General features: G+C 69.1%; 12 protein-coding genes and 1 riboswitch. Of the genes, 3 read left to right on the forward strand and 9 right to left on the reverse strand.

Annotated features, from left to right (window positions below; all coding sequences use genetic code 11):
* Nucleotides 1-7 precede the first annotated feature (7 nt).
* On the forward strand, nucleotides 8-1,423 hold the full coding sequence (locus ACTMVF_RS26400; protein WP_441273584.1) for an SLC13 family permease: 1,416 nt from the start codon (nucleotides 8-10) through the stop codon (nucleotides 1,421-1,423).
* A gap of 49 nt (nucleotides 1,424-1,472) precedes the next feature.
* A complete protein-coding gene (locus ACTMVF_RS26405; RefSeq protein ID WP_441273585.1) occupies nucleotides 1,473-2,672 on the forward strand; it encodes a glycerate kinase in 1,200 nt (399 codons plus the stop codon).
* Here the strand turns inward: ACTMVF_RS26405 and ACTMVF_RS26410 are convergent.
* The 6 genes from ACTMVF_RS26410 to ctaE all read right to left on the reverse strand — a co-directional run bounded on the left by ACTMVF_RS26410 (nucleotide 2,627) and on the right by ctaE (nucleotide 9,778).
* Nucleotides 2,627-3,994, reverse strand: a complete 1,368-nt coding sequence (locus ACTMVF_RS26410) for an aminotransferase class V-fold PLP-dependent enzyme (RefSeq protein WP_441273586.1) — start codon at nucleotides 3,992-3,994, stop codon at nucleotides 2,627-2,629. The two genes, ACTMVF_RS26405 and ACTMVF_RS26410, sit on opposite strands and share 46 nt — an antisense overlap.
* Before the next feature lie 145 nt (nucleotides 3,995-4,139).
* Nucleotides 4,140-4,256, reverse strand: a riboswitch (SAM riboswitch).
* 84 nt (nucleotides 4,257-4,340) lie between these two features.
* Nucleotides 4,341-5,405 carry an anthranilate phosphoribosyltransferase gene (gene trpD / locus ACTMVF_RS26415; protein ID WP_441273587.1) on the reverse strand — a complete coding sequence of 355 codons (1,065 nt, stop codon included), beginning with the start codon at nucleotides 5,403-5,405 and terminating at the stop codon, nucleotides 4,341-4,343.
* Between the two features lie 182 nt (nucleotides 5,406-5,587).
* Nucleotides 5,588-7,222 carry a cytochrome bc1 complex cytochrome b subunit gene (qcrB, locus tag ACTMVF_RS26420; RefSeq protein ID WP_441273588.1) on the reverse strand — a complete coding sequence of 545 codons (1,635 nt, stop codon included), beginning with the start codon at nucleotides 7,220-7,222 and terminating at the stop codon, nucleotides 5,588-5,590.
* Nucleotides 7,219-8,268 carry a cytochrome bc1 complex Rieske iron-sulfur subunit gene (qcrA, locus tag ACTMVF_RS26425; protein WP_441273589.1) on the reverse strand — a complete coding sequence of 350 codons (1,050 nt, stop codon included), beginning with the start codon at nucleotides 8,266-8,268 and terminating at the stop codon, nucleotides 7,219-7,221. Before qcrA ends, qcrB begins: the two co-directional genes overlap by 4 nt.
* A complete protein-coding gene (gene qcrC, locus ACTMVF_RS26430; protein ID WP_441273590.1) occupies nucleotides 8,265-9,077 on the reverse strand; it encodes a cytochrome bc1 complex diheme cytochrome c subunit in 813 nt (270 codons plus the stop codon). Before qcrC ends, qcrA begins: the two co-directional genes overlap by 4 nt.
* 80 nt (nucleotides 9,078-9,157) lie before the next feature.
* Entirely contained in the window at nucleotides 9,158-9,778 is a 621-nt protein-coding gene (gene ctaE / locus ACTMVF_RS26435) for an aa3-type cytochrome oxidase subunit III (protein ID WP_441273591.1), read from the reverse strand.
* 145 nt (nucleotides 9,779-9,923) lie between these two features.
* On the opposite strand from ctaE, the gene ACTMVF_RS26440 reads away from it, so the two are divergent.
* Nucleotides 9,924-10,325 carry a hypothetical protein gene (locus ACTMVF_RS26440; RefSeq protein ID WP_217209456.1) on the forward strand — a complete coding sequence of 134 codons (402 nt, stop codon included), beginning with the start codon at nucleotides 9,924-9,926 and terminating at the stop codon, nucleotides 10,323-10,325.
* 78 nt (nucleotides 10,326-10,403) lie between these two features.
* Here ACTMVF_RS26440 and ACTMVF_RS26445 read toward each other — a convergent pair whose 3' ends face one another.
* From ACTMVF_RS26445 to ACTMVF_RS26455, 3 genes are all read right to left on the reverse strand, one after another.
* Nucleotides 10,404-11,666, reverse strand: coding sequence for an Ig-like domain-containing protein (locus ACTMVF_RS26445; RefSeq protein ID WP_441273592.1), 1,263 nt, complete (start codon nucleotides 11,664-11,666; stop codon nucleotides 10,404-10,406).
* Between the two features lie 131 nt (nucleotides 11,667-11,797).
* The gene (locus tag ACTMVF_RS26450; protein WP_441273593.1) at nucleotides 11,798-12,196 is read right to left on the reverse strand and encodes a cytochrome c oxidase subunit 4; all 399 of its coding nucleotides are present in this window, start codon (nucleotides 12,194-12,196) and stop codon (nucleotides 11,798-11,800) included.
* Nucleotides 12,193-13,032 (reverse strand): cytochrome c oxidase subunit I (locus ACTMVF_RS26455; RefSeq protein ID WP_441273594.1); only part of this gene is annotated, 840 nt, incomplete at its 5' end. The genes ACTMVF_RS26455 and ACTMVF_RS26450, both read right to left, overlap by 4 nt.

The following is a 13,032-nucleotide window of genomic DNA, read 5'->3' on the forward strand; positions in this document are numbered from 1 at the left end:
CGATGACGTGACCCTGAACCTCCGACTGAGCGCGGCCCTCTGCGTGGCGCTCTCCCTGTGCGCGCTGCTCGCCGTGCCCGGCAACTTCCCCGGACTCGGCGCCGACGCTCGCCTCACCCTCGCCGTGTTCGCCCTGGCGACCTGCGCCTGGATCGCCACGCCGTTCGACGACACGTACATCGCGCTGGGCGCCGGGCTCGCGCTGACGGTGACCGGGGTGATCAGCAGCGACACCCTCTTCGGCACCCTCGGCGACTCCACGGTGTGGCTGCTGATCTGTGCCTTCGTCCTCGCGGCCGCGGTGACCCGGACGGGGCTGGCGGGCCGGGCGGCGGCGTTTCTGGTCGGCGGGGCGCGCACCGTACGGCAGCTCGTGCACCTCACCACGGCCGCCCTGGTCGTCACGGCGTTCGCGGTGCCGGCCACCTCCGGGCGGGCGGCGCTCGCCCTGCCGGTGTTCCTGGCGCTCGCCAAGGTGCTGGCCGACCGGAAACGACTGGTGGTGATGCTGGCCCTGCTGTTCCCTACCGTGATCCTGCTGTCGGCGGTGGCGACCCTGATCGGGGCGGGCGCGCATCTGATCACCGTGTCGGTGCTCTGGCAGGCGACGGGTGACCGGATCGGCTTCACGGAATGGCTGCTGCTCGGCCTGCCGCTGGCCGTGGCCTCGTCCCACCTGGCCGCCGAGGCCGTACTCCTGACGACCACTCGGCGCGCGGACCGCAAAGGTCCCGTGCACATCACCCCGGAGCAGATCCAGGAGCACAGCGACGACCCGGTCACCGGCCCCTGGTCACAGGCCGAGAAGCGGTGCGCGCTGCTGCTCGGCACGGTCGTGCTGCTGTGGTGCAGCGAGCCGCTGCACCGGGTGCCGCCGGCGGTCGTCGCGCTGATCGGCGCGGTGGTGGCGGCCTCGCCGGCCCTGGGCACCGTGCAGTTGAAGGACGCGCTGAAGACGGTCCCCTGGTCGCTGCTGCTGTTCATGGCGGCGACGATGGCGATGGGCGTGGCGCTCGCCGACTCGGGAGCGGCGAAATGGCTGGTCGACGGGCTCCCCACGGGCATCAGCCCGCTGCTGTTCCTGGCCGTCGTGATCGGGGTCAGCACGGCGGCCCACCTGGTCCTGCAGTCCCGCTCGGCCCGCTCCTCCGTGCTGGTTCCACTGGTCGTCGCGGCGGCGGTGGGCGCCGGCGTCAATCCGGTGGCCGCCGCGCTCGCGTCCACCGCCGCGGCCGGTTTCTGCCACACGCTCCCGGCGTCCGCGAAGCCGGTCACGCTCTTCTCCGACATCCCCGGAACGCCCACCTACACCCCGCGCGATCTGCTGCGCCTGTCCGCCGTCCTGGCCCCACTGACGGCCGCCCTCGTCCTCCTCTTCGCCGTCGCGGTGTGGCCGCTGCTCGGCGTACCCGTGACCCGATGAGAGTGCCGCGATGTGTCGTCGGTCGTCCGATCCGCTTAGGAGAACTCTGATGCTGACCCGAGTCGTCGTAGCCCCCAGTGGCTTCAAGGAGTCCCTGTCCGCCCAGGCCGCCGCCGACGCCATCGCGGACGGTGTCCGCCGGGTCCTGCCGGACGCCGTGATCGACCTGATCCCGCTGGTGGACGGCGGCGAGGGCACGGCCGCCGCGCTGGCCACCGCGACCGGCGGACGGCTCGTCGCACTGCCGGCCACGGGACCGGTCGGTGAACGGATCGGCACGCACTTCGCCCTGCTCGGCTCGCGCGAGCGCGACACGGCGGTCGTGGAGATGGCGGCGGTTGCCGGGCTGTCCCTCGTCCCCCGTGCCCTGCGCGATCCCGGCGCCACGACGACCTACGGCGTCGGTGAGTTGATCCGCGCCGCGCTGGACACCGGCGTACGGCGCATCCTGATCGGCTGCGGCGACTCGGGTACGTCCGACGGGGGCGCAGGCGCCCTCCAGGCCCTCGGCGCCCGACTCCTGGACGCCGACGGCTTCGAACTCCCTCGCGGTGGAAGTGAGTTGACGCGGCTCGCCCGGATCGACCCGTCCGGCCTGGACCCGCGCCTGCGGGACGTCGAGCTGCTCGTCGCCTGCAACCCGTACAACGTGCTGTGCGGCGAGCGCGGCGTGGCCCGTGTCTTCGGCCCGCAGAAGGGGGCGACGCCCGCGCAGGTGGAGGAGCTGTCGGCGGGGCTGGAGAACTGGGCGCGCGTCCTCACCCGTGACCTGGGTGTCGTGGACACGGACCTGTACAACGGCCCCGGCACCGGCGCGTCCGGCGGCCTGGGCGCCGGCCTCGCCGCGTTGGGCGCCCGGCTGCTCCCCCGCTTCGAGGTGCTGCTGGCCCACCTCGACCTGGACGCCCGCCTGGCCCGCGCCGACCTGGTCGTCACCGCCGAGGGCGCCATGGATCACCAGACGCCCCGCGGGAAGGTCCCGGCCGAGGTGGCCCGCCGGGCCAAGCTGTCGGGTCGTCCGGTGCTCGCGCTGGCGGGCACGCTCGGCGAGGGCGCGCACGACGTGCCCGGCGTGGACGCCTTCAGTGGCATCCTGCCAGCGCCGATGGCTCTGGCGGAGGCCCTCGTGCGGGCCTCCGAACTCCTCACGGACGCCACCGAACGCGCCCTGCGGATGATTCTGCTGGGCGCCCGGCTACCGGCTCACGCGGAGGTGTCCGGCACGCAACGGCCGTCCTCCGTGCGGTAGTTCCACCGGGCACCGTCCGTCACGAGCTCCTTCACGGCGTTCACGAACCGCTCGACGTGCTCGTCCGGCGTACCGGCCCCGAAGCTCACCCGGATCGCGTTGAGGGACTTCTCGCCGGGTGCCGCCTCCGGGGCGCCGCACTCGCCCTGCGTCTGCGGGTCGCTGCCCAGCAGCGTCCGGACCAGCGGGTGGGCGCAGAACAGGCCGTCCCGCACCCCGATGCCGTACTCGGCGGACAGGGCGGCGGCGAAGTGGGAGCTGTTCCAGCCGTCGACGACGAAGGAGATGACGCCGACGCGCGGGGCGTCGTCGCCGAAGAGGGAGAGGACCCGCACCTCGGGGACCTCGGCGAGACCCGCGCGCACCTTCTCGATCAGGTACTGCTCGCGCGCGACCAGGTTGTCGAACCCGGCCTCGGTGAGGGCCTTGCAGGCGGAGGCGATGGAGTAGGCGCCGATGACGTTCGGGGAGCCGGCCTCGTGCCGGGCGGCGCTCTCGTGCCACTCGACGTCCACTCCCCCGTCCTCGCGCCGACTGACCTTGCGGCTGGCACCGCCGCCCGCGAGGTACGGCTCGGCCTCGCGCAGCCAGTCGGCACGGCCGGCCAGCACGCCGGAGCCGAACGGGGCGTACAGCTTGTGCCCGGAGAAGGCGACCCAGTCGACATCGAGGTCCTGGACGCTCACCGGGTGGTGCGGGGCCAGCTGGGCCGCGTCGAGGACGATCCGGGCGCCGTGCGCGTGCGCGGCCGCCGCGAGCTCCTGTACGGGCCACAGCTCACCGGTGACGTTCGAGGCGCCGGTGACGCAGACCAGGGCCGGGCCGTACGGGTCGCGGTCGGCGAGGGCGCGCTCCAGGGTCTCCACGGCCTGGCGCGGGGTGCGGGGCGCGTTGAGGTAGGTGACGCGGGCGTCGCGCCAGGGCAGCAGGGAGGCGTGGTGCTCGGTCTCGAAGACGAAGACCTGGCAGTCGGCCGGGAGGGCGGCGGCGAGGAGGTTGAGCGAGTCGGTGGTGGACCGGGTGAAGACGACCTGGTCGCTGTCCCGGCAGTCGAGGAACTCGGCGACCGTCCTGCGGGCGTTCTCGAACAGGTCGGTGGAGAGCTGGGAGAGGTAACCGGCGCCGCGGTGGACGCTGCCGTAGTACGGCGCGTAAGCGGCGACGTCGTCCCAGACGCGCTGGAGGGCGGGGGCGCTGGCGGCGTAGTCGAGCGCGGCGTAGGTGACCTCGCCGCCGGTGACGAGCGGGACGGTGACATCACGCCCCAGAACGGACAGAGGGGTGCAAACGGACTGGTCGGCGGCAGCGGTGGAGACAGACATGGCGAACTCCCGTGAGAGGCATGCGAGTGGAGAGGCATGCAGGAAAGAGAAAAGGGTGTGCGGAGGCGGGGCTCAGCGGCCCTATCGCATTCGCTTGCTCACGGAAGACTCCCTCGAACGACCAGGACCCCTGGTTTTCGAGAGGGGCCCGCGCTTGCCGTAGACCTCGCTGCCTACGGCCTGGTCTTCACCCGGGGCACCCCGCCACGGACGGAGGGTTGCCGGACAGTCGGCCGGGGCCTCATGACTGTCACTCATGACCTGGTCCAACATCCTGCCATACGATCTTCGATGCGCAAGGGCGCAGTCCGGATCCTGGACTGCGCCCTGCGTCACATGTGCCGGGTCAGGCGTTGCTGGCGGCCACCCAGCGCTCCAGCGTCCGCTTCGCCGCGCCCGAGTCGATCGACTCCACCGCCTTCGCCATGCCCAGCCGGAGCTGCTCCGCGAGCGGAGCGTCCGTCTGCTCGAACGCCACCAGCGCCGCCGCCGAGTTGAGCAGCACGGCGTCCCGCACCGGGCCCGTCTCGCCGTCCAGCAGGCGCCGGGCGACCTCCGCGTTGTACGACGCGTCCGCGCCGCGCAACGCCTCGACGGGCACCAGGTCGAGGCCGACGTCGCGCGGGTCGAAGGCCTCCTCGGTCACCTTGCCGTCGCGGACCACCCACACCCGCGAGGTGGCCGTCGTCGTCAGCTCGTCGAGGCCGTCGTCGCCGCGGAACACCAGCGCGGACGAGCCGCGCTCGGCCAGCACGCCGGCGATGAGCCCCGCCATCCGGGTGTCGAAGCAGCCGACCGCCGAGGCGGTGACCCGGGCGGGGTTGGTGAGCGGGCCGAGGAGGTTGAACGAGGTCGGGATGCCCAGGTCCCGCCGTACGCCACCGACGAACCGCATCGAGGGGTGGAACTTGGCGGCGAAGCAGAAGGTGATGCCGGCCTCGTCCACCACCCGCGCCACGCCTTCCGGCGACAGGTCCAGGTTGATGCCGAGCTTCTCCAGCACGTCGGACGAGCCGCTCGCCGAGGACGACGCCCGGTTGCCGTGCTTGACGACCTTCGCGCCGGCGCCCGCGATCACGATGGCGGACATCGTCGAGATGTTGACCGTCTTGGCCCGGTCGCCACCCGTGCCGACGATGTCGACGGCCGGGCCCGGGATGTCCAGCGGCTGCGCGTGGGCGTACATCGCCTCGACGAGACCGTTGATCTCCTCGACCGTCTCGCCCTTGGCCCGCAGGGCCACCATGAAGCCCGCGATCTGGGCGTCCGAGGCCTCACCGCTCATGAAGCGGTCCATCGCCCATGCCGTGTCGCCGGCGCTCAGGTCCTGTCCGCCGAGCAGCGCGCTCAGCACCTCGGGCCAGGAACGGCCCGCCGCGATGTCGCCTCCAGCGGGGGTCACAGCGCTCATAAGCCGCTCCAGGGTCACGTGTCCCGCACTACGGGACGCAAGTCTCAACGGGGTCCACCCTATCCAGCCGGCGGCCACGAAGAAGGGCCCCGTCCGAAGACCGGACGGGGCCCGTGCACGGCCGAGGGCCCCGTCCGTGAAACCGGACGGGGCCCTCAACCGTGGCGTGGCTGGCGCAGCGATCAGTGGTGGCCGTGGCCGCTCGTGATCTCCTTGTACTCCTCGACGGTCGGCTTCGGGATCTGGCCGTCCTCGTCGAAGTACGCCTTGCTGAGCTTGGCGCGCAGCTTCTCGGAGCCCTTCACCTTGCGCGCGACGCCGTTCTCGTCGACCGTCGGGCCGATCTCGGCAGGCTTGTACTGCTCGTGCGCGGTGAGCGTGTACAGCGCGTCCTGGCTGAGCGGCTCGTGGATCTCGATGTACTCACCGTGCGGCAGGCGCTTGATGATGCCCGACTCACGGCCGTGCAGCACCTTGTCCTTGTCCCGGCGCTGCAGGCCGAGGCAGATCCGCTTGGTGATGATGAACGCGATGACCGGTCCGGCGAAGAACCCGATCCGGACGAACCAGGTGACCGCGTTGATCGACAGGTGGAAGTGGGTGGCGATGATGTCGTTGCCACCACCGATCAGCATGATCATGTAGCCGGTGACCCAGGCGACACCGAAGGCCGTACGGGTCGGGGCGTTGCGCGGCCGGTCGAGCAGGTGGTGCTCACGCTTGTCGCCGGTGACCCAGGACTCGATGAACGGGTAGAGGGCGATCACCCCGAGGAAGAGGCCGAAGAGCACCAGCGGGACGAAGACGCCCAGAACGAGCGTGTGGCCCCAGAAGTTGATCTCCCAGCCGGGCATGGCACGGACCAGACCCTCGGCGAAGCCCATGTACCAGTCCGGCTGGGCACCCGTGGACACATGGTCGGGACGGTACGGGCCCATGGCCCAGATCGGGTTGACCGACGCGATGCCGGCGAGCGCGGCGATGACACCGAAGACCAGGAAGAAGAAGCCTCCGGCCTTGGCCATGTAGACCGGCAGCAGCGGCATGCCGACGACGTTCTTGTTGGTCTTTCCGGGGCCCGCGAACTGCGTGTGCTTGTGGTAGAAGACCAGGATCAGGTGGCCGACCACCAGGCCGAGCATGATGCCCGGCAGCAGCAGGATGTGGATCGAGTAGAACCGCGCGACGAAGTCGACGCCCGGGAACTCTCCGCCGAACAGGAACATCGAGATGTACGTCCCGACGATCGGGACCGACAGGATCGCGCCCTGGGTGAAGCGGACACCGGTACCGGAGAGCAGGTCGTCCGGGAGCGAGTAGCCGGTGAAACCGGTGAACATGCCCAGGACGAACAGCAGGAAGCCGAACAGCCAGTTGATCTCACGCGGCTTGCGGAACGCGCCGGTGAAGAACACGCGCATCATGTGCACGAACATGCCGGCGAGGAAGATGATCGCCGCCCAGTGGTGGATCTGCCGGACGAGCAGACCGCCACGCACGTCGAAGGAGATGTGCAGCGTCGAGCTGAACGCCTCCGACATCAGCGTTCCCTGCAGCGGGACGTAACTGCCGTGGTACTCCACCTCGTTCATCGACGGGTGGAAGAACAGCGTCAGGTACACACCCGTGAGGATGATGATGATGAAGCTGTAGAGGCAGACCTCACCCAACATGAACGACCAGTGGTCGGGGAAGATCTTGCGCATGTTGGCCTTGGCCAGGGAGTAGATCCCGAGCCGGCCATCCGCCCAGTCGGCGACGCGCTCGCCGGCCGGTGCCTTCCCGCGAGAGCGGTCGGTGGTCTCTGTAGTGCTCATCCGCGCTCCCAGAATGCAGGACCGACGGGCTCATCGAAGTCGCCGAGCGCCTCGAGGTAGCCCTCGTCGTTCACGCCGATGCGCAGCTGCGGCAGGGCGTGGCCGGCCGGGCCGAAGATCACTCGGGCACCGTCGGAGAGGTCGAAGGTGGACTGGTGGCAGGGGCAGAGCACGTGGTGCGTCTGCTGCTCGTACAGGGAGATCGGGCAACCGACGTGGGTGCAGATCTTCGAGTACGCGACGATGCCCTCGTGCGACCACTCGAGCTCGCGCTTGTCCTTGATGTCGTCGGGCTGCAGCCGGACGATCATCAGGGCGGCCTTGGCGATCTCGTTCTGGAAGTCGTGGTCGTGCTCCTCCAGGCCCTCCGGCTTGGCGAAGGTGAGGGAGCCGACCGCGACGTCCGAGGGACGCAGCGGCTCGTTGGTGTTCATGTTGACGAGCAGCTTGCCCTTGGACCACAGGGTGTGGCGCAGCTTGGTGCCGGGCAGCGGACCGAGGTCACGCAGCAGGACGACACCGGAGAGCGGGAACAGGGCCAGCGCGCCGAACATCGTGTTGCGGATCAGCTTGCGGCGACCCAGCGCGGACTCCTTGGCGCCCTGCTTGAAGTCGGCCATGACCTTGGCCTTGACCTCGGGCTCCGCCGCGATCGCGTGCCGCTCGTCGGCGACCTCCACGTCGGACATCAGGGTGCGGGCCCAGTGGACCGCGCCCGCGCCGATGCAGAACAGCGCCGCCCCGAGGGTCAGGCCCAGCGCGAAGTTCATCGCGTTGATGTGCCCGAGCGGGAAGACGAAGATCGACTTGTCGTGCGGGATCGCCACGAACGAGGCGATGAAGCCGATGGTGGCCAGCATCGACACCGTGAACAGCAGGGCGACCGTGCGCTCGGACCGCTTGGCGGCCCGCTCGTCGATGTCCTGGATCCGGTGCTCGTGGGGCGGCAGCCCCGGGTCGGCGAACGGGTGCTTCTCGTCGGCTACCGCGACGTGGGCGTCCTGCTCAGCGGGCAGGTTCTCTTCTGGAATGTCTTGGCTACTCATGACTTCTTGGCCTTTGCGGTCCGGGCGGCGACCCACACGGCGATGGCGATCAAGCCGCCGAGTCCGAAGATCCAGCCGAACAGACCCTCACTGACCGGCCCGAGGCCGCCCAGCTCCAGACCGCCCGGGTTGACCGTCTCGTCGCTGTTGACCGCGTGCAGGTACGCGATGATGTCCTTCTTGTTCTGCTCCGACAGCGTGGTGTCGGGGAAGGACGGCATGTTCTGCGGGCCGGTCTGCATGGCCTCGTAGATGTGCTTCGGGTCGACGCCCTCGAGCGTCGGCGCGAACTTGCCGTGCGTCAGCGCGCCGCCCTTGCCCGTGAAGTTGTGGCACTGGGCGCAGTTGTTGCGGAAGAGCTCGCCGCCCGCGGCGATGTCCGCACCCTCGGGGCTGTACTGCTCCTCGGTCGGGACGGACGGGCCGGCGCCCAGCGAGGCGATGAACGCCGCGAGCTGGTCGATCTCGGCCTGCGAGTAGATGTTCTTCTTCTTCGGGACCTGGGCGCCCTGGGAGGTGGCGGCCGGCATACGCCCCGTGGAGACCTGGAAGTCGACGGCTGCGGCGCCGACGCCCACCAGGCTCGGACCGTCAGAGGTGCCCTGACCGCCGGTTCCGTGGCAGCTGGCGCAGCCGACGGTGTAGAGCTTCTTGCCCTCCTCGATGGTGAGGGACTGGGCGGATTCCTCGGCCTGCGCCTTGTCCGCGGGCGCGAACACGGCGTACAGCCCCCCCGTGCACGCCAGCGCGAGGAGTAGGACGACGACCGCCGCCAGCGGATGGCGTCGTCGTGCGGAGAGCTTTTTCACGGATTACCCCGGTGTCAGGATCTTCTGCGTCGATGCTTGCGGTATGTGCGTTTGTGGAACGCGCGCGGGATCGGGCCCGGCTACTTGATCATGTAGATCGTGGCGAAGAGGCCGATCCAGACGACATCGACGAAGTGCCAGTAGTAGGACACGACGATCGCGGCGGTCGCCTGCTCGTGCGTGAACCTCTTCGCCGCGTAGGTGCGGCCGAGGACCAGCAGGAAGGCGATCAGACCGCCCGTCACGTGCAGGCCGTGGAAGCCGGTGGTCAGGTAGAAGACCGAGCCGTACGGGTCGGACGAGAGCGAGAGGCCCTCGTGCTTGACCAGCTCGGTGTACTCGTACACCTGACCGCCGATGAAGATCGCACCCATGACGAAGGTGACGATGAACCAGCCCCGGAGCTTCTTCACGTCACCGCGCTCGGCGGCGAAGACGCCGAGCTGGCAGGTGAGGGAGGAGAGCACCAGGATCGTGGTGTTCGTCGCCGAGAACGGGAAGTTCAGGGCGTCCGCCTTCTCATGCCAGAAGTCCGGACCGGTCACCGATCGCAGGGTGAAGTACATCGCGAAGAGGGCCGCGAAGAACATCAGCTCGGAACTCAACCAGATGATGGTTCCGACGCTGGTGAGGTTCGGTCGATTGACCGACGGGTGCGCGTGACCCTTGTCTACTGTCGTTGCTGTCGCCACGACCGACATTATGTCGGTCGCTTATCCCGCCCTCACTCCGGGGGGTGCCGTTCGGAGTGTCTTCCCCGTTCGTACCGGTGTTGACGTGGTGTTCAAGGGAGTAGCATCCGGCCCAACGGGCCTGTCCTTACGACGCTGACGTCACGGAGGAACAATGCAGCCGACCGCCACGGTGCTGGTCTACAGCGACGACTCCAACACCCGGGAGCAGGTGAGGTTGGCCACCGGGCGCCGGCCCGCTCCGGACGTGCCTGTGGTGCAGTTCGTGGAGTGTGCGACGCCTGCCGCCGTCGTCAAGGAGCTGGACAAGGGGGGCATCGACGTCTGTGTGCTGGACGGTGAGGCCGTGCCCATGGGGGGCATGGGGGTCTGCCGGCAGATCAAGGACGAGGTGTTCAACTGCCCGCCGGTGCTGCTGTTGATCGGGCGGCCGCAGGATGCGTGGCTGGCCACGTGGAGTCGGGCCGAGGCGGCGGTGACGTTGCCTGTGGAGCCGGTGGAGTTCGCGGCGGCGTTGGCATCTCTGTTGCGGACGAAGAGGCTTCAGAGCGCCTAGGAGCTCGGCGGTGTGGGTTTGCGGGCGACTGCGGGTCCGTTGTGGCCGGTCGCGCAGTTCCCCGCGCCCCTGGGGGCGTCACACTGCTGTCGGCCTGAGACGTGCTGCCTCCTCCGGCTTCGGGCCGTCGGGGGTGCCGCCCACCAGGGCGCTGCCGTTGCGCCATTTCTTCCAGTCGAGGTTCCAGTCGCCGAAGCCGTTGCCGAACGGTTCCATCGTGTTGCCGTACGAGTTGATGACCTTGACGATGTCGCCCTCGCGGACGTTGTCGAAGAACCACTCGGCGTTGGCGGTGCTCATGCCGGTGCAGCCGTGGCTGACGTTGGCGTAGCCCTGCGAGCCGACCGACCAGGGGGCGGCGTGGACGTACTCGCCGCTCCAGGTCACGCGGGTGGCGTAGTAGACCGGTAGGTCGTACGAGTCGGCGGAGCCCTCGGCTATGCCGATGCTGGTGCCGCGCATACGTACGAAGTACTCCTTGCCCAGGACGACCTTGACGCCGTTGCGGGTCTCGAAGCCGGGCTTGCCGGTCGTGACCGGTATGGACCTGACCTCCTCGCCGTTGCGGTAGAGCGTCAGCTGGTGGGACGCGGCGTCCGTGACGGCGATGACCTGGTCGCCGATGGTGAACGTCAGGGGCTTGGCCTCGCCGCCCCGGAGACGGTCGCTGATCTTGATGCCTTCAAGGTTGCTGCGGGCCTGGATCGTGGCGTGGGTGGGCCAGTACTCCTTGGGGCGGTAGTGGAGTTCCTTGTCGTCCACCCAGTGCCAGGCGCCCTCCACGGCGGGCGTGGAGTCGACCTTGAGGGCCCGCTCGACCGTCTGCCGCTGCTTCTTGTCCTTGACGGGCTGGCTCAGTTCGGCCGTCACGGGCTGGCCCACGCCGTATGTGCCCGCCTTGGGGCCGAACTCCACCGTGAGCTGCTTCTGGGTCGTCGGCCTGCTGGTGTCGAAGGTGAGGACCTTGCGGCCGGGGGCGCCGTCCTCGTCCTCGGTGCTCACGCGCACCGTGTAGCGGGCATTGGCGGCCAGCGGGGAGGTGCTGTGCCAGCGGGTGCCGTCGGCGGAGAGTTCGCCCGCGACGTAGCGTCCTGCGGCGTCCCTGGCGGTGACGTCCGTGATGCGGCCGTCGGAGTCCTCCGCGGTGATCTCCAGGGGCTTGTCGGGGTCGGCCTTCTTGCCGTCGCCCGTGGGGCCGTTGAAGGCGATCTGGTCGGCCGCGTCGTACGGCTCGGCGGACAGCGGGTTGCCGTCGCTGCCGCAGCCGGTGGCGCTCGCGCCGAACGCGATCAGCAGGAGCGTGCAGCCTATGGAGGGGCTCGTGCGCGGTGTTTTGCTCATGGCCTCACGCTAGGAAGCCAGGTCAACCATGGCGCGCCGGGTAGCGCGTACGGGTGACGCCGATTGCTGCAAACGCAGGAGCCCGGACGCTCCTGACGGAGTGTCCGGGCTCCTGATGAGCTCAGCTCGTGTTACTGGGTGCGGTTCTCACCGCGGTAGTACTCGAAGACCCAGCCCCAGATGCCGATGAGGATCAGCGGCGCCGAGAAGTACATCAGCCACCAGCCGATCGCGACCGACAGGAAGGCGAACGCGCCACCGATCGCGAGGGAGAGCGGCTGCCAGCTGTGCGGGCTGAAGAACCCGACCTCGCCGGCGTCGTCCGCGACGTCCGCCTCCTTGTTGTCCTGGGCGCCCGTGTCGACCCGCCGGGCCGTGAAGCCCAGGTAGAAGCCGATCATGATGGACAGACCGAAGGCCAGGAAGAGGGCCGTCGTGCCGGCCGGCTCCTTCGACCACACGCCATAGACGACCGCCATGGCGAGGATGAAGACGCTCAGCCAGATGAACATCTTGCCCTGAACCTTCACTTGCCGGCCTCCTTGCCACCAGCCAGAGCCTTTTCACCGTGAGGTGCGTTCTCGAGCTGGTCGAGGGCGGCGATCTCAGGGTGGTGCAGGTCGAACGCCGGGGATTCGGAACGGATCCGCGGCAGAGTGAGGAAGTTGTGCCGCGGCGGCGGGCAGGACGTCGCCCACTCCAGCGAGCGGCCGTAGCCCCACGGGTCGTCGACGCCGACCGGCTTGCCGTACTTGGCCGTCTTCCACACGTTGTAGAAGAAGGGCAGCAGCGACGCGCCGAGCACGAACGAGCTGATCGTCGAGATCGTGTTCAGGGCGGTGAAGCCGTCGGCCGCGAGGTAGTCGGCGTAACGGCGCGGCATGCCCTCGGCGCCCAGCCAGTGCTGGACCAGGAAGGTGCCGTGGAAGCCGATGAACAGCGTCCAGAAGGTCATCTTGCCGAGGCGCTCGTCGAGCATCTTGCCGGTCATCTTCGGCCACCAGAAGTGGAAGCCGGAGAACATCGCGAAGACGACGGTGCCGAAGACGACGTAGTGGAAGTGCGCCACCACGAAGTACGAGTCGGACACATGGAAGTCCATCGGCGGCGAGGCGAGGATGACACCCGTCAGACCACCGAAGGTGAAGGTGATGAGGAAGCCGGTCGCCCAGAGCATCGGTGTCTCGAAGGACAACGAGCCCTTCCACATCGTTCCGATCCAGTTGAAGAACTTCACGCCGGTCGGTACGGCGATGAGGAACGTCATGAAGGAGAAGAACGGCAGCAGCACACCGCCGGTGACGTACATGTGGTGCGCCCACACCGTCACGGACAGACCCGCGATCGCGATGGTCGCCGCGATCAG

This window comes from Streptomyces sp. SD31 (assembly GCF_052068475.1).
GTDB lineage: Bacteria > Actinomycetota > Actinomycetes > Streptomycetales > Streptomycetaceae > Streptomyces.